The following is a 19,350-nucleotide window of genomic DNA, read 5'->3' as shown; positions in this document are numbered from 1 at the left end:
CGTGGCGACGGTTGCGGCTGGTTGCTGATCGTTCCCGCCGGTAAGATGGGAGATTGGTGTGCCGGGAAGTCTGGTCGGCGGGCGGTAGATGACGCCCTGGCCGACCTGAGGACCCCAAATGACATTCATCCGCTCCGAACGCGTCGCCGCCGGCTTGCTGCTGTTCGCCGCAGCACTAGGGCTGGTGGTCGGGAACTCCGGCATCGCCGATGCGGTCCTCTCCCTCGAGGGCGTGAAGCTTGGCCCCGCGGAGACGCCGTTGAACCTCACGATGGGGGAGTGGGTCAGCGAAGGACTTCTCGCGGTGTTCTTCTTCGTGGCGGCCGTCGAACTGCGCAACGAGTTCACCAACGGACAGTTGAACACCCTCAAACGAGCGATCCGCCCAGCCGTCGCCGCAGTGGGCGGAGTGCTGGTCCCGATCGGCATCTATCTGGCGATCACAGCCGGGTCCGGATACACGCGGGGCTGGCCGGTACCCACCGCGACCGACATCGCGTTTGCGCTCGGTGTCCTAGCCGTGTTCGGCCGTGCCATCCCCTCTCGGCTGCGGATCTTCATGCTCGCCCTCGCCATCCTGGACGATGTGGTCGGGATCGTGATCATCGCCGTGTTCTTCGCCCACGACATCAACCCGATCATGCTTATCGGTGCCGCGATCGCGGTGACCGTCTTTGGGCTGCTCAGTCGGCTCCTGCGCGCCCGCGCCCGACCCCTGATCATCGTGCTCTTGCTGATCTTCGCGGTAGCCACCTGGGTGCTGGTCGCCCTGTCGGGTGTTCACCCGACGATCGCGGGCGTGGCGCTGGGCCTCGTAATGGCGCACCGGCCGGGCCTCCGTGCTCGGCACCTGCTGGAGCCGTTCACCAACGGGCTGGTCCTTCCGCTCTTCGCCTTCACCGCCGCGTTGGTCCCCATCCCGGGCGTGTCGGTCGGAGAGCTGTCCCGGCCCTTCTGGGGGATCCTGATCGCGCTCCCGGTCGGGAAGCTGGTGGGCATCAGCCTCGGCACCTGGCTGTACACCGTGATCAGCCGCGACAACCACCCCAGCATCACCCTCCACGGGCTCCTCACTGCCGGCGCCCTCGGCGGCATCGGCTTCACCGTGTCACTACTGATGAACGAACTCGCCTTCGCCAACCACCCCGAAATCGCCGACCAAGGCACCCTCGCCGTCCTCCTCGGCTCTGCTATCTCCATCGTGGTCTCGGCCATCCTCGTCACCAGCCTCAACAGGTACTACCGACGACTCCGCGCACTGCGCGAGAAAGCCACCCAACGCGCCACCGACCACCGACCGTAAGCCGCTCGGCGCGCTACTACGTGAATCCGCTGTCGGCTCCAACCTTCGTCGCCATCGCTCGGCAGCTTGATTACGCCGGCCCCAACCCGCGCGCCCGACTCGTCACGGCGGGCCCGGGCGGCTACCCATGCCCGCGGCTAGTGTCCGCCGCCCAGGTTTCCGGCGAGCCGCTCGTGCATCCTGGTGCTGGCGTCGTTCAACCCTTCGATCGTGGCGGCCTTGCCGCGGTTCTCATACTTGGTAGTGATCCCATCGAGGGCGGCGACGGTGGAGGCGTCCCAGATGTGGGAGCCGGTCATGTCGATCACGATCCGGTCGGGGTCTTCGGCGTAGTCGAACTGGGTGGTGAGGTCGTTGCTCGAGGCAAAGAAAAGCTCCCCGGTCACGGTGTAATAGGCGACCGCCTCGTCACCGTCCGACCGGATCGTGCGCTGCACGGTCGCGAAGTGGGCGACTCGCTTGGCAAATATGACCATTGCGGCGATCACCCCGACGACGACCCCGATAGCGAGGTTGTTGGTGAGGACGACGACGATGACCGTCAGCACCATCACAATCGTCTCTCCAAGCGGCATCCGCTTGAGGGTGGCGGGTTGGATGCTGTGCCAGTCGAAAGTGCCGACGGAGACCATGATCATCACCGCGACAAGTGCGGCCATCGGGATGATCGCGACGACGTCGCCGAGAGCTACGACGAGGATCAGCAGGAACACTCCAGCGAGGAAGGTGGAGATGCGTGTGCGAGCGCCGGAGGCTTTGACATTGATCATGGTCTGCCCGATCATCGCGCAGCCGCCCATGCCGCCGAACAGACCGGATAGCAGGTTGGAGACACCTTGGCCGAGGGATTCGCGGGTCTTCCGGGAATGGGTATCGGTGATGTCATCAACGAGCTTGGCAGTCATCAGCGACTCGAGCAGACCGACCAGTGCCATCGCGAGGGCGTAGGGGGCAATCCGTCCAAGTGTTTCGAAGGTGAGCGGCACGGCGGGGAAGAGGAACTGCGGCAAGCTGTGCGGCAATTCGCCCTCGTCGCCGACGTTGGGTACGTTCAGGCCAGTGACGACGACAGCGACGGTAATCAAGATGATCGCGACCAGCGGTGCGGGGACGACCTTGGTGAACCGGGGCATGAACACCATGATCAGGATGCCGACGGCGACCAGGGGGTACACCAGCCACGGGACGCCGATCAAGTGCGGCAGCTGGGCGATGAAGATCAGGATCGCAAGCGCGTTGACGAAACCAACCATCACGCTGCGCGGGATGAACCGCATCAACTTGGCCACACCGAGCAGACCTAGAGCGACTTGAAAAACGCCGGCGAGGATGACCGCGGCGAACAGGTACTCGACCCCGTAGTTCTTCACCACCGGGGCGACGACAAGCGCGACAGCGCCTGTAGCGGCGGAGATCATCGCGGGCCGGCCACCGAGGAACGCAATGGAGACCGCCACCACAAACGATGAGAACAATCCCACGCGCGGGTCGACGCCGGCGATGATTGAGAACGAAATCGCCTCGGGGATAAGGGCCATCGCCACGACCAGGCCTGCGAGGACTTCGCGTGTCAGTAGGCGAGGGCTGCGCAGTGCTTCCAGAACGGTGGGATGCGCGCGGTAGGAGGGTGCCGTGATGGCAGAGGACATGGAGGTACTCCAACAGAGTCGTGGCCCTCGACGCGAGGACCGGATGGGAATGTCTGGGGTCCGGCGCCTCGTCGCGCGCACCACCGTGCCGCCGCGGAGCGGAGAGAATGGTGGGGAAGTGTTCGCTTGAATCAGCGAACACGCATAACTCTACCCTAACGTGAGGGTTGAGTTGAAATGAGGGTCATGACATCGGAATCGCGCACCATGCACATCGGTGAGCTCGCCGAGCGCACCGGGCTGTCGTTGCGCACCCTCCGGCACTACGACGAGGTCGGCCTTGTCAGGGCATCCGGACGCACCGAGGGTGGCTTCCGGGTCTACACCGAGAGCGACTACGACCGACTCGTGCTCATCCGGAGAATGAAGCCGCTCGGCTTCACGCTGGAGGAGATGGCCGATCTTCTGCAGATCGTCGACGGGGAATCAACCGCGCGGGCCGAACGCGGGAATCTCTCCTCGTTCATCGACCGCGCCGTTCAGCGGCGAGACGAGCTGCGCAAGCAGGTCGCGATGGCGGACGAGTTCATCGAACTTCTGAAGTCGAGGCAAGCGCACTCCTGACCCTCCGAGATGGTTCGAGAACATGCACGGCGGTCAACGACTCGAACCGCAAGAGCCCGCTATCTCGGAATTCGCGCGACTTGAACGGCTCGACGTTAGGTCGGGTGGTGTCGCCTGTTGGAACGTCCGCGGCGTGACAACAATTTGACAACACTCGAGCGAAATCGAAGAGCACTGGGCGATACCGGGTCATGTCCAGGATCCTTGTATTTCCGCGGGTTTCGCGGATCATTGAGGCAACTGCCTGGTCAAGGCTAGAGTTCGAATCCCACGCCCTCCGCTTTGTGAGTCGCGACGGGGTGACACCCGAGTAAGCCGACACGCATCCCGGTCACTCCTGGTCGGCGACGACGACCTGGACGCCTGCGGCCCGCAGGCGCTCCAGCTCGGTCGGGTCTGCGCTGGAGTCGGTGATGAGGAGTTCCACCTGGTCCATGTCGGCCACTTGCGCCATCGCGACGTTGCCGATCTTGGAGCCGTCTGCCACGACTACCGTGCGCTGTGCCTTGACGACCATCGCGCGGTTCGTGCGTGCTTCGGTCTCGTCGTGGGTGGTGACGCCCGCCGTGGCACTGACGCCGTCTGCGCCCAGGATGGCCGTTCCCACGTTCACCGCGTTGAACGTGCTTTCCGCGAGAGCGCCGACGAGTTCCAGTGACTGGGGGCGGAGGAAGCCGCCGGTCATCGCGACGCGGACGTCGGAGTTGCTGGAGAGCAGGTTCGCGATCGTCAGGGAGTTGGTGACGATGGTGATGTCGCGGTGGTTCGCCAAGGCCCGCGCCACGCTCGCCGTCGTGGTCCCTCCGCTGAGGGCGACGACGTAGCGTTCCGTGGGGAGTCGCCGGACTGTCGCGCGGGCGATCGCACGCTTCGCCTCCTGGAAGCGCGTGTCGCGCAGCGCGACCGGGATTTCGTGGCCGCCGCGCTCCAGCGCTGTAGCGCCGCCGTGGGTGCGCACGATGAGGTTCTGATCCGCAAGGTCGGAGAGGTCGCGGCGCAGTGTCGCGGGCGAGACTCCGAGGCCGTCGGAGAGTTCGGTCAGGCTGATCGTGCCGCGCTGCGTGATCTGGTCGAGGATGGCGACGAGTCGTTCGGCACGTCGGCCGGTCGTGACGCGTGCGATCAGGGATTCGGTGGTCGGGGAGAGCATTGGGGCCTTTCCACGCTTGACGTCGAACGGACTCCGAATAGTGCAAGCGATCAATCAATATGAGCACTTTAGTCCGAAATCGCTCATTCTGTTGCGCGAAGTTGACACCGTATCGCAGGATCGCACCATGCCACAGATCGTTTTCCTCGGCGCGGGCAGCGTCGTGTTCACTCGCCAGCTGCTCGCCGACCTGTACCGGTTCGACGACCTCCCGAGCGTGAAGATCGTGCTCCACGACATCGATGCCGAGCGGCTCGAGGTCGCGCGCGGTACGGCGGAGCAGGTGGCTTCCCGCTTCGGCCGCACGACCGAGATCGTTGCCACGCCCGACCGGCGGGCGGCTCTCGCCGGCGCGGACTTCGTCGTCAACATGATCCAGGTGGGCGGCATCGACGCCACCCGTGTCGACCTCGAGGTGCCCGCAGCCGCCGGTCTGCTCCAGACGATCGGCGACACCACCGGTGTCGGCGGCGTGTTCCGCGGACTGCGCACTTTCCCCGTGCTCTCCGGCATCGCGGCCGACATGACCGAGCTGTGCCCCGACGCGTGGTTCCTCAACTACACCAACCCCATGGCGATGAATGTCTGGTGGATGTCGGTCGTCGCCCCGCAGATCAAGACCGTCGGCCTGTGCCACAGCGTGTACTGGACGGTGCACGACCTCTGCGAGCTGATCGGCGTCCCGATGGAGGGCACGCACTACCGCGCCGCGGGGGTCAACCATCAGGCGTGGCTGGTCGAGTGGTCGCGCGACGGCGAAGACCTCTACCCGCGGCTGCGCGCGGCGATCGAGCGCGACCCCGAGCTGCTCCGCCGCGTCCGCGTCGAGATGTTCCGTCGCATCGGCTTCTACCCGACCGAGACCAGCGAGCACTCCTCCGAGTATCTCGACTGGTTCCTGCGGTCGCCTGAGCAGATCGAGCGGTTCCGCCTGAACCCGCTGGAGTACGTCGGCATCTCGGAGGAGAACGTGGCCGAGTTCGAGCACGCCAAGGCCGCGCTCGCCGCGGGGGAGGCGCTGCAGCTGGAGGAGGGCGCCGCGGAGTATGCGCCGCAGGTCATCCACTCGATCCTCACCGGCACGGAGCGCGTCATCCACGCCAACGTCGTCAACCGGGGACTCATCGACAACCTGCCCCAGGGCGCGGTGGTCGAGGTCCCGAGCCGGGTGGATGCCGCGGGCGTTCACCCGCTGCCGTTCGGTTCGATCCCGGTGCAGGGCGCCGCACTGAACCGTACGTACCTCTCCGTCGCCGAGCTGACGATCGAGGCGGTGCGGACGGGCGACCCCGAGCTGGTCCGCCGGGCGGTTCTGACCGACCCCAACGCCTCCTCGTCGCTGACACCCGAGCAGATCTGGGCCCTCTGCGACGAACTGACGGCCAGGCACGCGCCACTGCTGCCGGTCGCGCTGGGCGGCACGCTCGACGAGCCGCGCTGACGACCGGCAGAAAGGCCGGCACCCTGTAGCACCCGAGAGAGGAATAGACGATGAAGTCCCCGTTACGAAAGCGCATGGTCCGCACCACCGGCGTGGTCGCCGCCGTGACCGTCCTGGCCGCCCTGGCTGGATGCAGCGGTTCGCAGGGCGCCACGACGCTCGATACGAAGGCGAAGACCAGCATTCAGGTCTGGTCGGGCCAGTCCGACGCGGCCGAGAAGATCATGGAGTCGCTGTCCAAGGAGTTCGAGAAGCTCCACCCGAACGTGTCGATCGACCTCTCGCCGGGAGCCTCGTCCACCGATCAGTTGCTCCAGAAGCTCTCAGCAGGCTTCGCGGGCAACCAGTATCCGGACATGTCCTACGCCTTCGGTTCCTGGGCCGGGCAGCTCGAGTCCTCCGGACGCACGCTCGACATCACGGATGAGGTAAAGAAGCCCGACGTGAAGTGGGACGAGTTCACGACCGCCGCCCGCGGCACCGCCCAGCCGAGCGGCAAGAAGACCATCGGGTTCCCCGCCGTGGTCGACAACATCGGCCTGCTCTACAACAAGACGCTCTTCGACAAGGCCGGTCTCACGTACCCGACGAAGGACTGGACCTGGGACGACTTCCGCGAAGCCGCGAAGAAGTTGACCGACAGCGCCAACCACGTCTACGGCTACGGATATTCGGTGTCCGGCAGCGAGGAGACGACGTGGCAGTTCTGGCCGCATCTGTGGCAGGCCGGTGGGAGCATCCTGAACACGGATGCGACGAAGGCCGAGTTCGCGTCGCAGGCGGGGGTGGACTCGCTGACCTTCCTCCAGAAGATGGCGGTCGACGACAAGAGCGTGTACCTCGACCAGACCGACACCAAGTTCGGCCAGTTGTTCACCAGCAACCGGATCGGGATGATCACCTCCGGTCCCTGGCAGCTGTCCGATCTGAAGACCGGCGGAACGGACTACGGCGTCGTGCAGCTCCCCGGCACGAACGGCGACCACCAGACCGTTTCCGGGCCCGACATCTGGGCGTTGTTCGACCACAAGGACAAGAACCGCGCCTACTGGGCCACTCAGTTCGCGCAGTGGCTGACCTCGGCGGAGCAGGACGAGCGTTTCAACGTCGCGTTGGGCAACCTCCCGTTGCGGTCCTCCGAGGCGGGGTCCGATGCCGTGAAGGAGGAGGCGAAGGCCTTCCCCGGCTACGACGTGTTCGTCGCGAACTCCGCCAACGTGAAGAACACCCGGCCGACCACCACCGGCTACGCGGGACTCTCCGTCGCGATCGGCAAGTCCATCTCCCAGGTGTTGCAGGGCGACGGACAGCCCAAGGAAGCGCTGCAGCAGGCCGCTACGGCCGCCGACACCGCGCTGAACAAGAAATAGGACCCGTCGTGGCAGACAGCATCGCGCCGGCAGCGGCGCCGGCCAGGACCCGGCGGCGGTCGGGCACCGGCTGGAAGGCGTCTCTGACCGGGTGGGGGTTCGTCGCTCCCGCGACCATCATCATCCTGGGTCTCTCGATCTTCCCGGCCGTGTGGGCGTTCGTTCTCTCATTCCAGAGCTGGGACGGCTTCAGCGAGCCGACCTGGGTCGGAGGCGCCAACTACACCGCTCTGATGTCGGACGCCGACTTCGGCAACTCCGTCCTCAACACGGTGGGGTTCACCCTTCTGTTCGTGCCGGCGTCTGTGCTGCTCGGGCTGTTTCTCGCGGTGGCCCTGAACCGCCGGATCCGGTGGATGGGGTTCTACCGCACCGCGATCTTCGTTCCGTTCGTCGCCTCGGCGGCGTCCACCGGCATCCTGTCGACCTACCTGTTCAGCCCCCAGTTCGGCCTGGTCAACAACGTCCTGCGTGTGCTGCATCTGCCGCAGCAGGGATGGCTGGACGACCCGCATCAGGCCATGCTCGTGATCGCGATCATGTCGTTGTGGGGGTCGGCGGCGTTCACGACGGTCATCTACCTGGCAGCGCTGCAGGATGTCCCCGCGGACCTCCTCGAGGCGGCCCGCATCGACGGCGCCAACCGGTGGCAGACGTTCTGGCGGATCGTCTGGCCGCAACTCGCTCCTGTCACCGTTTTCGTCGCCATCTGGCAGACGATCCAGGCCATTCAGCTGTTCGACCTCGTCTACACGACGACCCGTGGCGGCCCGCTGGACGCCACCCGGACGATCGTCTACTTCCTCTACGACAAGGCGTTCCACGCCCTGGAGTTCGGCTACGGGTCGGCCGCCGCCTACGTGCTCTTCGCGGTCACCCTTCTCATCACGATCGGCGTCGTCGTCTTGCAGCGGCGCCGAGGCTCGGAGGCGTTCTGATGGCCACGGTGCTCGACGAGGTCTCGCAGGCCTCGGCACAGATCGCGCGGGAGACCGCGCAGCGCCCAGGGAAGCGGACCCGGATGAGCGGGTGGCACTTCGTGTTGCTCCCCATCGCGATCCTCTTCCTGGTGCCCTTCCTACAGATGGCCCTGGCCTCGTTCTCCCCGGCGAAGGAGCTGGTGGCCTTCCCGCCGCCGTTCATCCCGTCCCACTTCACCCTGGACGGGTACGCCAAGCTCTTCGGCCAGACCGACATCCTGCTGTGGCTCGGCAACACCGTGATCGTCTCTGCGACCGCGATCGTCTCGAACCTCGTCCTGTGCTCGCTTGCCGGATACGGATTCGCGCGCCTGCGGTTCAAGGGCCGAAGCTTCGGGTTCCTGATGATCCTCGCGACCATCATGATCCCGACTCAGCTGCTGATGATCCCGACGTACATCCTGTTCGCGAAGCTCGGGCTGCTGAACGGTCTCGGCGCGGCCATCGTCCCCTGGCTGGCGACGGCGTTCGGGATCTTCCTGATGCGGCAGTTCTTTCTCACCCTGCCCGCTGAGCTGGAGGAGGCCGGTGCGATCGACGGCTGCAACCGGTGGCAGATCTTCTTCCGCATCGTGCTCCCGCTGGCGCGCCCCGCGCTCGCGACCCTCGCGATCTTCACCCTCCTCGGCGCGTGGAACGACCTCGTGTGGCCGCTCATCGCGATCAACAACACCTCGTCGTTCACCCTGCAGCTCGGCATCGCGAACTTCCAAGGCGCCCACCAGACCGACTGGAGCCTCATCATGGCGGGCAACGTGATCGCCACCCTGCCGCTCATCCTGTTCTTCCTGTTCGCTCAGCGGCAGTTCATCGCGACCATGACGTTCTCGGGACTGAAGGGATGAGCCACCTGTGGGACACGATCCGGCGGCACAAGGCGGGAGAGCCGGTCGGGATCTACTCGATCTGCTCCGCCCATCCCGTCGTGCTGGAGGCCGCCATCGCCCAGGCCGCGGCCGACTCCAGCTACGTGCTGATCGAGGCGACCTCGAATCAGGTCGACCAGTTCGGCGGCTATACCGGGATGCGCCCCGCCGACTTCCGCGCGCTCGTCCACTCGATCGCCGATCAACACGGCTTCCCGCGTGAACGGATCGTGCTCGGCGGCGACCACCTGGGGCCGAACCGGTGGCAGAAGCTGCCCGCCGATCAGGCCATGGCGAACGCCGACGCCCTCGTCGCCGCCTATGTCGAGGCCGGGTACACCAAGATCCACCTCGACTGCAGCATGTCCTGCGACGGCGACCCGGTGCCTCTCGGCGACGACCTCGTCGCGGCACGCAGCGCCCGCCTGCTCCGCGTCGCGGAGGAGACCGCCCGCGACGTCGGCCGGCGGGGGCGGCAGCTCTACGTGATCGGCACCGAGGTGCCCGTCCCGGGCGGTGCGCACGAGACGCTCAGCGAGCTCACCCCGACCGCGCCGGAGGCGGCGCGCGAGACGCTCCGTCACCACCGCGCAGCGTTCGAGGCAGCCGGCGTGATGGACGTCTGGCCGCGGATCATCGCGCTGGTCGTGCAACCGGGCGTCGAGTTCGACCACCTCCAGGTCATCGACTACCGGCGGTCCCGCACGGGGGCGCTGCGCGAGGTCCTCAGCGACGAGCCGGGGATGGTCTTCGAGGCCCACTCGACCGACTATCAGCTGGAGGCGCAGCTCAGCGAGCTGGTGGAGGACCACTGGGCGATCCTCAAGGTCGGCCCCGGTCTCACGTTCGCAATGCGGGAGGCGCTGTTCGCCCTCGCCGCCATCGAGGACGAGCTCCTCCCGCCCGCGGAGCGCTCGAACCTCGTCGAGGTGATCGAGAGGCGGATGCTCGCCGAACCCGGCCACTGGCAGAGCTACTACGAGGGCGACGCCGACGAGCGGCGGATCGCCCGCCGGTACAGCTACAGCGACCGTCTTCGGTACTACTGGCCCGATCCTGAGATCGAGGAGGCCGAGGCGACGCTCTACGCGAATCTTTCACGCCGCACCGTGCCGCTCCCGTTGATCGGGCAGTTCCTGCCGGACCAGTACGCCCGAGTGCGCGCGGGCGAACTCGAGCCGACGCCGCGTGCGCTGGTCCTCGACAAGATCCGCGACGCCCTCCGCCCGTATGCGGCCGCCACCCTCCCCGCTATCCGCACTCTGTCAACAACCGCTACGAATCAGGGAGAACTCCTTGTCTGAAACACGCTCCGTCACCACCGAACGCGCCGAGGGCGAAGGCGCCCGGTTCACCATCAGCGAGATCAGCCACCAGCCGGCGGTGTGGCGCCAGGCGGCGGCGAACATCGCGGCCGGTCGCCGCCAGCTCGACGACTTCCTCGAGCCGCTGCTGGCGCGGCCCGATCTGCGTGTCGTCCTGACCGGCGCCGGCACGTCCGCCTTCGTCGGGGGTGTCGCGGCTCCAGAGCTGTCCAGGCTGCTGTCTCGTCGCATCGAGGCGATCGCGACGACGGACCTCGTGTCGAACCCTCGGGAGTTCCTTGCGGAGGACATCCCGACCCTCCTGGTCTCGTTCGCCCGCTCCGGCAACAGCCCCGAGAGCGTCGCCGCGACGCGCTTGGCGGACGAATGCCTGAGCGACGTGAGTCATCTGATCGTCACCTGCGACCCCGCTGGGCAGCTCAACCAGGAGCACCAGGGCCGCGAGCACTCGTATGTGCTGCTCATGCCGGCCGGGGCGAACGACCAGGGCTTCGCCATGACGTCGAGCTTCACCTCGATGCTGCTCTCGGTGCTGCTGGTGCTCGGAGGAGGCGACGCGCAGACGGTGCAGCCGCTGATCGCTGCGGCCGAGGGCGTGGTCGACGGAGGCTGGGATGCGATCGGCGATCTCGCCACGCTCGACTGCAATCGCGTCGTCTACCTGGGCAGCGGACCGCTGACGGCGCTCGCCCGGGAGTCTGCGCTCAAGCTCCTGGAGCTGACGGCCGGACAGGTGGTCAGCTACTACGACTCGGCGTTGGGCTTCCGGCACGGACCGAAGTCGGTGCTCGACGACCGGACCCTCGTGGTCGTCTTCATCTCGTCCGACGAGTACACGCGCAAGTACGACCTCGACATCCTCGCCGAACTCCGCACCGCGCTCGACCCGGGGCGCGTCGTCGCCATCGGTCCTGACGGCGTCGTCGCGGACGGCGATCGCACGGTCGCGTTCGAGGGGCTCGACTCGCTGAACAATGCGTTCCTGGCGAGCGTGTACGTCGTCGTCGCGCAGATCCTGGCTCTGTCGTTCGCCCTCCGGGTCGGCACGACCCCCGACAACCCGTTCCCGGACGGCAACGTCAACCGCGTGGTGAAGGGCGTGCGGCTTCACCCGCTCGGTGCGGGCGGAAGAGGGCGCGCGTGAGCCGGTTCCTCGGCATCGACGGAGGCGGCACAAAGACCGCCCTCGTCCTGCTCGAGTCCGACGGCTCCGTGCTCGCCCGCTCCCTGCAGCCGAGCACCGACTACTACCGGCTTGGGGCGGAGACCGTGACTCGAATCCTTGCGGAGGGCATCGACGAGATCTGCAGGCAGGCCGGCATCGCCCCTGATCAGCTTGATTTCACCGTCGTCGGCATGCCCGGCTACGGAGAGGTCAGCGCCGATGTCCCGGTGCTCGACGCAGTCCCGTCGTCAGTACTCCGCAGCGACCGCTACCTGTGCGTCAACGACATGGTGTGCGGCTGGGCCGGATCGCTCGGCGCCGGCGACGGCATCAACGTCGTCGGCGGCACCGGATCGATGACGTACGGCGAACGTGCCGGAGTCGGTGTGCGCGTCGGCGGTTGGGGCGAGTTGTTCGGCGACGAGGGCTCGGGTTATTGGATCGCCACCCGCGGCCTCAGCGCGTTCACGCGCATGAGCGACGGCCGTCTCCCTCGCGGCCCGCTGTACGCACTGCTGCGCGAACGGCTCGGCGTCCGAACCGACCTGGACGTGATCGGCCTGGTGCTCACAGACTGGCAGAAGGAGCGAACACGGATCGCCGCGCTGTCGACGACGGTCGCCGATGCTGCCGACGCCGGGGACGGGGTCGCCGCACAGATCCTCGCGGACGCTGGGGCAGAGTTCGCCGAGCTGGTCGACACCACCCGGCTCGCACTCCGGTACGAGGACGGCGAAACGGTCCCGGTCTCCTACTCCGGGGGCGTGTTCCGCTCCGCACCGGTCCTTGCGGCATTCGAGCGGTCGCTCGACGAGCTGCACGACGGCTACGACCTCCGCGAACCTCTCTTCGAGCCGGACATCGGGGCCGCGCTCTACGCGGCCAAGGTGTCGGGAACCCACCTTCCACTACCCACCTCCTGAAAGGATGACCACGTGACCGAGCTCAGAATCGGCGTGATCGGCTACGGCAACCGCGGGGAGGTCGCCCGTGAAGCGCACCGTCCGGGCCAGGGCTCGGTCGTCGCCGGCATTTGCGATCGCGATGAAGGCGCTCGCGCTCGCGCTCGTGAGGACTTCCCAGACGCCTTGGCCACCGACAGCCTCGACGAGCTCCTGGCCCTGGGGCTGGACGCCGTCATGGTGCTCACACCGGACGACCGGCACGCCGCGGTCGCGATCCCGGCGCTCGAGGCAGGACTTGCGGTCTTCTGCGAGAAGCCGCTGGCGATCTCCATCGACGACTGCGACCGCATCCTTGCAGCCGCGCAGAGGACCGGATCCCGCCTGTACGTCGGACACAACATGCGCCACATGCCGGTGATCACGCTGATGCGCCGACTGATCCAGGAGGGCCGCATCGGCGATGTCAAGGCCGTCTGGTGCCGGCACTTCGTCGGCAACGGCGGCGACTACTACTTCAAAGACTGGCACGCCGACCGGTCGAAGTCGCTGGGTCTCCTTCTCCAGAAGGGCGCCCACGACATCGACGTGATCCACTGGCTGGCCGGCGGCTACTCGAGCCGGGTCCAAGCCGTCGGTGCGCTCGCCGTCTACGGCGACCTGACCGACCGCCGCGACCGATCGGCGGAGCGGGTGCAGGACTGGTTCAGCCTCGACAACTGGCCGCCCACCTCAGCGGAAGGCCTCAATCCGGTGATCGACGTCGAAGACATCTCTCAGGTCAACCTCGTGCTCGACAACGGAGCACTCGCCTCCTATCAGCAATGCCACTTCACCCCGGATTACTGGCGCAACTACACCGTCATCGGAACCGAGGGTCGCATCGAGAACTTCGGCGACACGGCCGGCGCGGAGGTGCGGTTGTGGAATCGGCGGCACGAGGGCGCGGCTCCCGCCGACGAGACCTTCGTCGTCGACGGCGAGATCGGGGGCCACGGAGGCGCGGATGCGCTCATGATCTCGGAATTCCTCGACTTCGTGCTCCAGGGAGGCGACACTGTCACGTCACCCGTTGCCGCGAGAAACGCGGTCGCTGCAGGTGTGACAGCCACGTCGTCCTTGCGGGGCGATGGCCGTACACTGCCGGTGCCCGCGCTGGATAACGAACTCATCGCCTATTTCGACTCGGGTCAACTCTGCGGTGCTGAATGGCGTCCCGCGGGCTGAGTCATGGGCTTCGCCACGATGGCACGCTCAGCGGTGTCGCACTGCGTAGAGGTGTTCCGGCCGTCCGGTGGCACCGTAGCGGAGCTCCAGCTTGAGCACGTCGCTCTGCTCCAACTGCGTCAGCGCACGTTGCGCCGTCGCGCGGCTCACGCCGATCGCGGCGGCGACATCGGTGGCCGAGCTGCTGCCGGATGCGGCGGCCACCGCCTCGTACACCGCCTGCAGGGTGGGAGCCAGCCGGCGCAACGCCTCCGACTGCGCGCCCGGTGCCGGACGCAGCAGGTCGAAGATCCGATCGACGTCCTGCTGGGTCGCCTCGGCCGGAAAGGACTCCAAGTCCTCGTGCGCCTTCCGGAACGCGGTCAGCCGCTCGGCGAGCTCGGCGAAGCCGAACGGCTTCACGAGGTAGTGCAGTGCGCCGAGTTGCACCGCCAACCGCACAGTGGCGATGTCGTTGGCGGCCGAGATGACGATGACGGCGGGCGGCGCAGGATCGGCGAGCAGCCGCCGTACCACCTGCAGTCCGTCGCCGTCCGGAAGGTAGATGTCCATCAGCACGAGATCCGGGCGCAGCGACTCGGCCAGCTGCACCGCCTCCGCGGCCGTGTGCGCCTGACCGACCACGTGGAACCCCTGCACCGCCTCAGCGAATCCGACGTGCACGCTCGCCACCCTGAAGTCGTCGTCGACCACCAGAACGGTCAGGGGTGCGGCGTTCATCGGCGGGCCTCCGCCGTCGGGGCCGGTGTGCGCGGCAGCACGACTTCGAAGGTGGCGCCGCCCTCGCCCGAGATGGTCACGGTGCCGCCGAGCTTCGTCACGGTCGAGTGGACGAGCGACAGCCCGAGCCCGCTGTGCCGCACGAGCGTGCCCCGCTTGGTCGTGAAGCCGTTCTCGAAGATGCGCGGAACGTCGGTGCTCGGGACGCCCGGGCCGTTGTCGGAGACGCGCACGGTCAGCGCGGACGCCGTCTCCACGATCCCCACGACGACCTGGCGGGGGCCGGCGGCCAGCGCCAGCGCATCGAAGGCGTTGTCTATCAGGTTGCCGATGATCGTCGTCAGGGCCTGAACCCGGTCCGGTGCCTCGCCGACGTCGGTGTCCGGAGAGACGACCAGGTCGATCCCGCGCTCGTTCGCCTCCGCAGCCTTGCCCAGGAGGAGCCCGATCAGCATCGGCGCGCCGATGTGCGTCCGGAGCGTGTTGTCGAGGTCGGCGGTGGTCCCGCGGATCTCGGCGAGAAAGTGCAGCGCCTCGTCCGTCCTGCCGAGCTCGAGGAGCCCGGAGAGGGCGTGCATCCGGTTGGAGAACTCGTGCTGCTGCGCCCGGATGGACTCGGTGAAGCTGCGCTCGCCGTCGAGCTCGCGGGTCAGGCCGGTGACCTCCGTGCGGTCCTGGAGGGTGAACACGGCGCCGTGAGCGCGACCCCCCAAGGTCACCGGCATCCGGTTGATGACCAGCACGTACTCGTCGGTGATGGCGATCGCGTCCTTGACCTCGGTCGTGCCGGTCAGGGTGTCGCGGATGGGGCTCGCCACGAGGACGTCGTCGAGCAGGCGTCCGCGTGCGCCGTCGGGCAGATGGAGGAGGCGCTGGGCTTCGTCGTTGACCACCGCGATGCGGCCGGCCGGGTCGATGGCGATCACTCCCTCGCGGATGCCGTGGAGGGTCGCCTCCCGTTCTTGCAGCAGCCGGGCGATCTCGTCGAGTTCGAGGCCGAAGGTGCGTCGTTTGAGCAGGCTGGCCAGCGCGAACGAGGCGAGCGCGCCGATGGCGAGCACCAGGGCGAACCAGAGCGCGTAGGAGGGAAGTTCGTTCAGGAGCTCGCCGGAGACGCTGCTCTCGCGGATGCCGACCGACACCTCCCCGATCACACGATCGTCCGCCCCGAACAGCGGCACGCGTGCGTTCGCATTCACTCCGGTCGCGCCGGTGTCCGTGCCCAGGTGCACTTTTCCGTCCCGCGCGACGACCGGCTCCGACACCTTCTTTCCGATCAGCAAGGGGTCCGGGTGCGTGTGCCGCACCCGGTTCAGGTCGATGACCACGACGTACGCGGCGCCGGTCCGGTTCGCCGTCTGCGACGCCAGCGACTGCATCGTCGCGTCACAGCCGGACGTCGGTGCGGACATGCACGCCTGGATGTCGGGGATGCCCGCGAAGGTCTGGGCGATTCCCGCCGCCCTCGCCTGGTAGTCCGCATCCAGATTCGCCCGGGCCGTCTGGGCGAAGAGGAGGAAGCCGATCACCATCGAGGCGGTCAGGATCGCCACCTGAGCCAGCAGTATCTGGCTCGACAGCCGTCGGATCCATCGTCGCATCAGAAGGAAATCATGTCACTCGCCGCTCTGAATGGCATGCGAGCACAACGCGCAGAACCGGGCGGAACGCGCACAACGGAGCGAATGGCGCACAAGCGCGACAGCACCGCCGCCCTGGCGTGACGATCGTCTCGAAACACGCGAAGACAGAGAGGTCTTTCGACATGAGCGACAAACGAACCCACACCCCGACGGGCTCTCCCGGCCCGGACGAACCGGCCGGCATCGAAGTCGTCGGGCTGACGAAGCGGTTCCTCACCCCGAAGGGCGAGACGTTCACCGCGATCCACGACGTCACGCTGACCGTCGAACCCGGGCAGTTCTGCGCGATCGTCGGCCCCACCGGTTGCGGCAAGTCCACCACCCTCGCGCAGGTCTCCGGCCTCGAGCGGCCGAGCGCCGGCTCGGTCAGCGTGGGCGGTCGCCTCGTCGAGGGCATCACGAGCGGCGTGAGCTACATGTTCCAGGCTGACTCGCTGTTCCCCTGGAAGACGGTGCTCGCCAACGTCATGATCGGTCCGATCCTGCTCGGCACTCCGAAGCGGGAGGCGACGGCGCTGGCGATGGACTGGTTGCGCCGCGTCGGCCTCGCCGGCTTCGAGGACCGCTATCCGCACCAGCTCTCCGGCGGGATGCGCAAGCGCGTCGCCATGGCCGCCGCGCTCATCAACAACCCGCGCATCCTGCTCATGGACGAGCCGTTCGGTGCCCTGGACGTGCAGACCAAGGCGATCATGCAGACGGAGCTGCTCGGACTGTGGGAGGACCTCCGGCCCTCTGTGCTGTTCATCACGCACGATCTCGACGAGGCCGTCGCCCTGTCCGACCGGGTGGTCATCATGACCAGCAGCCCGGGCACGGTGAAGGACGTCTTCGACGTCGACCTGCCCCGCCCGCGCGGCGATGTGCAGGAGATCCGCCACGAGGAGCGCTTCCTCGAGATCCAGGGGCGCATCTGGGAGTCGCTGCGCGACGAAGTGACGCGGGCGTACCAGCAGACGGCAGGAGCGGCAGCGTGAGCACCATGACTACGACATCCAGAACCACCACGATGAGTGCGGCTTCCGCCGCCGAAGAGCGCGAGATCGAGATCCAGCTCGCCGGTCGCCGGGCCCGCACGCGCCGGACCGCCTGGGTGTGGGCCGGCCGGATCGGCGTCGCCGTGCTCGTCATCGGGGGCTGGCAATGGTTCACCTCCGCCGGGTGGGTCGACAAGTTCTTCTACGGTCAGCCGTCAGGGATCTGGGACAGCCTGGTCCGGCTGTTCACGCAGGGCACCGCGTTCGGCACCATCTGGGAGAACCTCTGGATCACCGTCCAGGAGGCCTTCCTCGGCTTCGTCCTCGGAACGATCGCCGGAGTCGTCCTCGGCATCCTGTTCGGGTCGAACCGCTACCTCGCGTCGGTGTTCGGGCCCTATATCAAGATCGTCAACTCCATCCCGCGCATCGTGCTCGGCTCGATCTTCATCGTCGCCTTCGGTCTCGGCGTGCTCCCGAAGGTGCTGCTCGCCGCGGTCCTGGTGTTCTTCGTGGTCTTCTTCAACGCGTTCCAGGGCGTGCGGGAGGTCGACCAGAACCTCGTGGCGAACGTGCGGGTGCTCGGCGCCTCGTCGTTGCAGGTGGCGCGCCACGTCACCATCCCCTCCGCGATGACGTGGATCATCGCCAGCCTCCACACGGCCTTCGGCTTCGCGATCATCGGCGCCCTGGTCGCCGAAGTGCTCGGAGCGCAGCACGGCATCGGCCTGATCATCAGCCAGTCGCAGGGCAACTTCGACCCGAACACGGTGTTCGCGTGCATGGTGATCGTCGCCGTCGTCACCCTGTTCGCTGAGTACCTCATCACCCTTCTCGAGAAGGCCCTCCTGAAGTGGCGGCCGCCGAGCCGCTCGGAGTCGGCCCAAGCCATCTGAACCAATGACCTGCAACGAGGCAGACAGCCGGCACGCCGGCACCATGAAAGGAACATCCAGATGAACAAGCGCAGCATCGGCCTCATCGCCGCGGCCGGAGTCGTCGCCCTCGGGCTGGCCGCCTGCAGTTCGGGCGCCGGAGGAGCGTCGTCCGGCGGCGCGTCGAACGCCGCCTCCATGCCCACCGTCAAGATGATGGTCGGCGGCATCGACAAGCAGATCTACCTGCCGTACCAGCTCGCCCAGAGCCTCGGCTACTACAAGAAGTACGGCGTCAACATGGAGCTGTCGACGGAGCAGAACGGCGGTGTCGGCGCCGAGGATGCGATGGCCTCCGGCCAGGTCGACCTCGCCGGCGCCTGGTACATCCACACCGTCGACTTCCAGTCCAAGGGCAAAGACGTCATCAACCTCGTCCAGCTCTCCGGTGCGCCCGGCGAACGAGTCATGTGCAACCCGAAAGCGGGCGTGAAGTCGGGGGCCGATTTCAAGGGCAAGAACATGGGAGTCACCGACCTCGGTTCCGGCACGGACGAGCTCACGCAGTTCCTCGCGGCGAAGGCGGGCGTCGACAAGAAGCAGTACAACACCATCGCCGTGCACGCCGGCTCGACCGCGATCGCGGCGATCCAGCGCGGCTCCGCGGACTGCGTGATGACGACCCAGCCGACCGTCGGCGCGCTGACGACCCAGAAGCTCGCCGTGTCGTCGGTCGACCTCGCCACCACCAAGGGAGCGACCAAGGCTCTCGGCGGTGCGTGGCCGGCCGCCGGCCTGCTCGCCAACGCGAGCTGGGTGAAGAGCCACCAGGACGCCGCTCAGAAGGTGGTCGACGCGCTCGTCGCGACGATGCACTGGATCGCCACGCACAGTGCGACCGATATCGCGAACAAGCTGCCCCAGGACTTCGTGCAGAACAGCACGATCACCAAGCAGCAGTACATCGACGGCCTCACCACCGACAAGGGTCAGTTCCTTCCGGACGGCATCATGCCGGCCGGCGGTCCCTCGGTGATCTTCGACATGGAGAAGACGATCGGCGTCGACACCTCGAAGGTGAAGATCGCCGACACGTTCACCAACAAGTACGCCGACGCGGCGAACAAGCTCGAAGGCTTCACGACCACCACCAAGCCCGCCGGCGCGAACGGCTGACGACACAGACCGGCCGG

Annotated in this window: 17 protein-coding genes; 13 read left to right on the top strand and 4 right to left on the bottom strand. The window is 67.1% G+C overall.

Annotated features, from left to right (window positions below):
- Positions 1–118: 118 nt before the first annotated feature.
- Positions 119–1,303, top strand: coding sequence for a Na+/H+ antiporter NhaA (locus SB754_RS15345; RefSeq protein ID WP_410783176.1), 1,185 nt, complete (start codon positions 119–121; stop codon positions 1,301–1,303).
- A gap of 137 nt (positions 1,304–1,440) precedes the next feature.
- Here the strand turns inward: SB754_RS15345 and SB754_RS15340 are convergent, their stop codons facing one another.
- On the bottom strand, positions 1,441–2,952 hold the full coding sequence (locus SB754_RS15340; protein WP_410783175.1) for a SulP family inorganic anion transporter: 1,512 nt from the start codon (positions 2,950–2,952) through the stop codon (positions 1,441–1,443).
- Positions 2,953–3,138: 186 nt separating this feature from the next.
- Between SB754_RS15340 and SB754_RS15335 the strand changes: the two genes are divergently transcribed.
- Positions 3,139–3,516 carry a MerR family transcriptional regulator gene (locus tag SB754_RS15335; protein ID WP_410783174.1) on the top strand — a complete coding sequence of 126 codons (378 nt, stop codon included), beginning with the start codon at positions 3,139–3,141 and terminating at the stop codon, positions 3,514–3,516.
- 331 nt (positions 3,517–3,847) lie between these two features.
- Here the strand turns inward: SB754_RS15335 and SB754_RS15330 are convergent, their stop codons facing one another.
- Positions 3,848–4,666 (bottom strand): DeoR/GlpR family DNA-binding transcription regulator, encoded by an 819-nt coding sequence (locus SB754_RS15330; protein WP_410783173.1) that lies wholly within the window; start codon positions 4,664–4,666, stop codon positions 3,848–3,850.
- A gap of 127 nt (positions 4,667–4,793) precedes the next feature.
- Here SB754_RS15330 and melA point away from each other — a divergent pair, with 127 nt between their 5' ends.
- The 8 genes from melA to SB754_RS15290 all read left to right on the top strand — a co-directional run bounded on the left by melA (position 4,794) and on the right by SB754_RS15290 (position 13,942).
- Positions 4,794–6,107, top strand: a complete 1,314-nt coding sequence (gene melA, locus SB754_RS15325) for an alpha-galactosidase (protein WP_410783172.1) — start codon at positions 4,794–4,796, stop codon at positions 6,105–6,107.
- A gap of 74 nt (positions 6,108–6,181) precedes the next feature.
- Positions 6,182–7,477, top strand: coding sequence for an ABC transporter substrate-binding protein (locus tag SB754_RS15320; protein WP_410783171.1), 1,296 nt, complete (start codon positions 6,182–6,184; stop codon positions 7,475–7,477).
- Positions 7,478–7,485: 8 nt separating this feature from the next.
- A complete protein-coding gene (locus SB754_RS15315) occupies positions 7,486–8,415 on the top strand; it encodes a carbohydrate ABC transporter permease (RefSeq protein WP_410783170.1) in 930 nt (309 codons plus the stop codon).
- Positions 8,415–9,302, top strand: a complete 888-nt coding sequence (locus SB754_RS15310) for a carbohydrate ABC transporter permease (RefSeq protein ID WP_410783169.1) — start codon at positions 8,415–8,417, stop codon at positions 9,300–9,302. Before SB754_RS15315 ends, SB754_RS15310 begins: the two co-directional genes overlap by 1 nt.
- Entirely contained in the window at positions 9,299–10,627 is a 1,329-nt protein-coding gene (locus tag SB754_RS15305) for a D-tagatose-bisphosphate aldolase, class II, non-catalytic subunit (protein WP_410783168.1), read from the top strand. The genes SB754_RS15310 and SB754_RS15305 overlap by 4 nt, the downstream gene beginning before the upstream one ends.
- Positions 10,620–11,792: an SIS domain-containing protein gene (locus SB754_RS15300; RefSeq protein ID WP_410783167.1), complete on the top strand. Its 1,173-nt coding sequence runs from the start codon at positions 10,620–10,622 to the stop codon at positions 11,790–11,792. Before SB754_RS15305 ends, SB754_RS15300 begins: the two co-directional genes overlap by 8 nt.
- Positions 11,789–12,736: a BadF/BadG/BcrA/BcrD ATPase family protein gene (locus SB754_RS15295; protein ID WP_410783166.1), complete on the top strand. Its 948-nt coding sequence runs from the start codon at positions 11,789–11,791 to the stop codon at positions 12,734–12,736. The genes SB754_RS15300 and SB754_RS15295 overlap by 4 nt, the downstream gene beginning before the upstream one ends.
- Before the next feature lie 12 nt (positions 12,737–12,748).
- Complete coding sequence (locus SB754_RS15290; protein WP_410783165.1) at positions 12,749–13,942, top strand: Gfo/Idh/MocA family protein; 1,194 nt, start codon at positions 12,749–12,751, stop codon at positions 13,940–13,942.
- Positions 13,943–13,969: 27 nt separating this feature from the next.
- Here SB754_RS15290 and SB754_RS15285 read toward each other — a convergent pair whose 3' ends face one another.
- Positions 13,970–14,662, bottom strand: coding sequence for a response regulator (locus SB754_RS15285; RefSeq protein ID WP_410783164.1), 693 nt, complete (start codon positions 14,660–14,662; stop codon positions 13,970–13,972).
- On the bottom strand, positions 14,659–16,263 hold the full coding sequence (locus tag SB754_RS15280) for an ATP-binding protein (RefSeq protein WP_410783163.1): 1,605 nt from the start codon (positions 16,261–16,263) through the stop codon (positions 14,659–14,661). Before SB754_RS15280 ends, SB754_RS15285 begins: the two co-directional genes overlap by 4 nt.
- 164 nt (positions 16,264–16,427) lie before the next feature.
- Here SB754_RS15280 and SB754_RS15275 point away from each other — a divergent pair, with 164 nt between their 5' ends.
- Genes SB754_RS15275 through SB754_RS15265 form a run of 3 tightly spaced genes read left to right on the top strand, consistent with a single transcriptional unit; the run spans position 16,428 to position 19,333 of the window.
- Complete coding sequence (locus SB754_RS15275; RefSeq protein WP_410783162.1) at positions 16,428–17,282, top strand: ABC transporter ATP-binding protein; 855 nt, start codon at positions 16,428–16,430, stop codon at positions 17,280–17,282.
- A gap of 5 nt (positions 17,283–17,287) precedes the next feature.
- Positions 17,288–18,178, top strand: coding sequence for an ABC transporter permease (locus tag SB754_RS15270; protein ID WP_410783331.1), 891 nt, complete (start codon positions 17,288–17,290; stop codon positions 18,176–18,178).
- 60 nt (positions 18,179–18,238) lie between these two features.
- Positions 18,239–19,333, top strand: coding sequence for an ABC transporter substrate-binding protein (locus SB754_RS15265; RefSeq protein WP_410783160.1), 1,095 nt, complete (start codon positions 18,239–18,241; stop codon positions 19,331–19,333).
- The last annotated feature ends 17 nt before the right edge of the window (positions 19,334–19,350 follow it).

This window comes from Leifsonia sp. SIMBA_070, assembly GCF_046534635.1.
Classification (GTDB): domain Bacteria; phylum Actinomycetota; class Actinomycetes; order Actinomycetales; family Microbacteriaceae; genus Leifsonia.
The sequence above is the reverse complement of the archived record's forward strand: the minus strand, read 5'-3'. Positions and strand labels throughout refer to the sequence as shown.

Excerpts from the sequence above, each read along its gene's own strand:
- SB754_RS15265 (WP_410783160.1), top strand. The coding sequence starts at position 18,239 with ATGAACAAGCGCAGCATCGGCCTCATCGCCGCGGCCGGAGTCGTCGCC.
- SB754_RS15305 (WP_410783168.1), top strand. The coding sequence starts at position 9,299 with ATGAGCCACCTGTGGGACACGATCCGGCGGCACAAGGCGGGAGAGCCG.
- SB754_RS15345 (WP_410783176.1), top strand. The coding sequence starts at position 119 with ATGACATTCATCCGCTCCGAACGCGTCGCCGCCGGCTTGCTGCTGTTC.
- SB754_RS15285 (WP_410783164.1), bottom strand. The coding sequence starts at position 14,662 with ATGAACGCCGCACCCCTGACCGTTCTGGTGGTCGACGACGACTTCAGG.
- SB754_RS15270 (WP_410783331.1), top strand. The coding sequence starts at position 17,288 with ATGACTACGACATCCAGAACCACCACGATGAGTGCGGCTTCCGCCGCC.
- SB754_RS15335 (WP_410783174.1), top strand. The coding sequence starts at position 3,139 with ATGACATCGGAATCGCGCACCATGCACATCGGTGAGCTCGCCGAGCGC.
- SB754_RS15320 (WP_410783171.1), top strand. The coding sequence starts at position 6,182 with ATGGTCCGCACCACCGGCGTGGTCGCCGCCGTGACCGTCCTGGCCGCC.
- SB754_RS15330 (WP_410783173.1), bottom strand. The coding sequence starts at position 4,666 with ATGCTCTCCCCGACCACCGAATCCCTGATCGCACGCGTCACGACCGGC.
- SB754_RS15310 (WP_410783169.1), top strand. The coding sequence starts at position 8,415 with ATGGCCACGGTGCTCGACGAGGTCTCGCAGGCCTCGGCACAGATCGCG.
- SB754_RS15275 (WP_410783162.1), top strand. The coding sequence starts at position 16,428 with ATGAGCGACAAACGAACCCACACCCCGACGGGCTCTCCCGGCCCGGAC.
- SB754_RS15340 (WP_410783175.1), bottom strand. The coding sequence starts at position 2,952 with ATGTCCTCTGCCATCACGGCACCCTCCTACCGCGCGCATCCCACCGTT.
- SB754_RS15280 (WP_410783163.1), bottom strand. The coding sequence starts at position 16,263 with ATGCGACGATGGATCCGACGGCTGTCGAGCCAGATACTGCTGGCTCAG.
- melA (WP_410783172.1), top strand. The coding sequence starts at position 4,794 with ATGCCACAGATCGTTTTCCTCGGCGCGGGCAGCGTCGTGTTCACTCGC.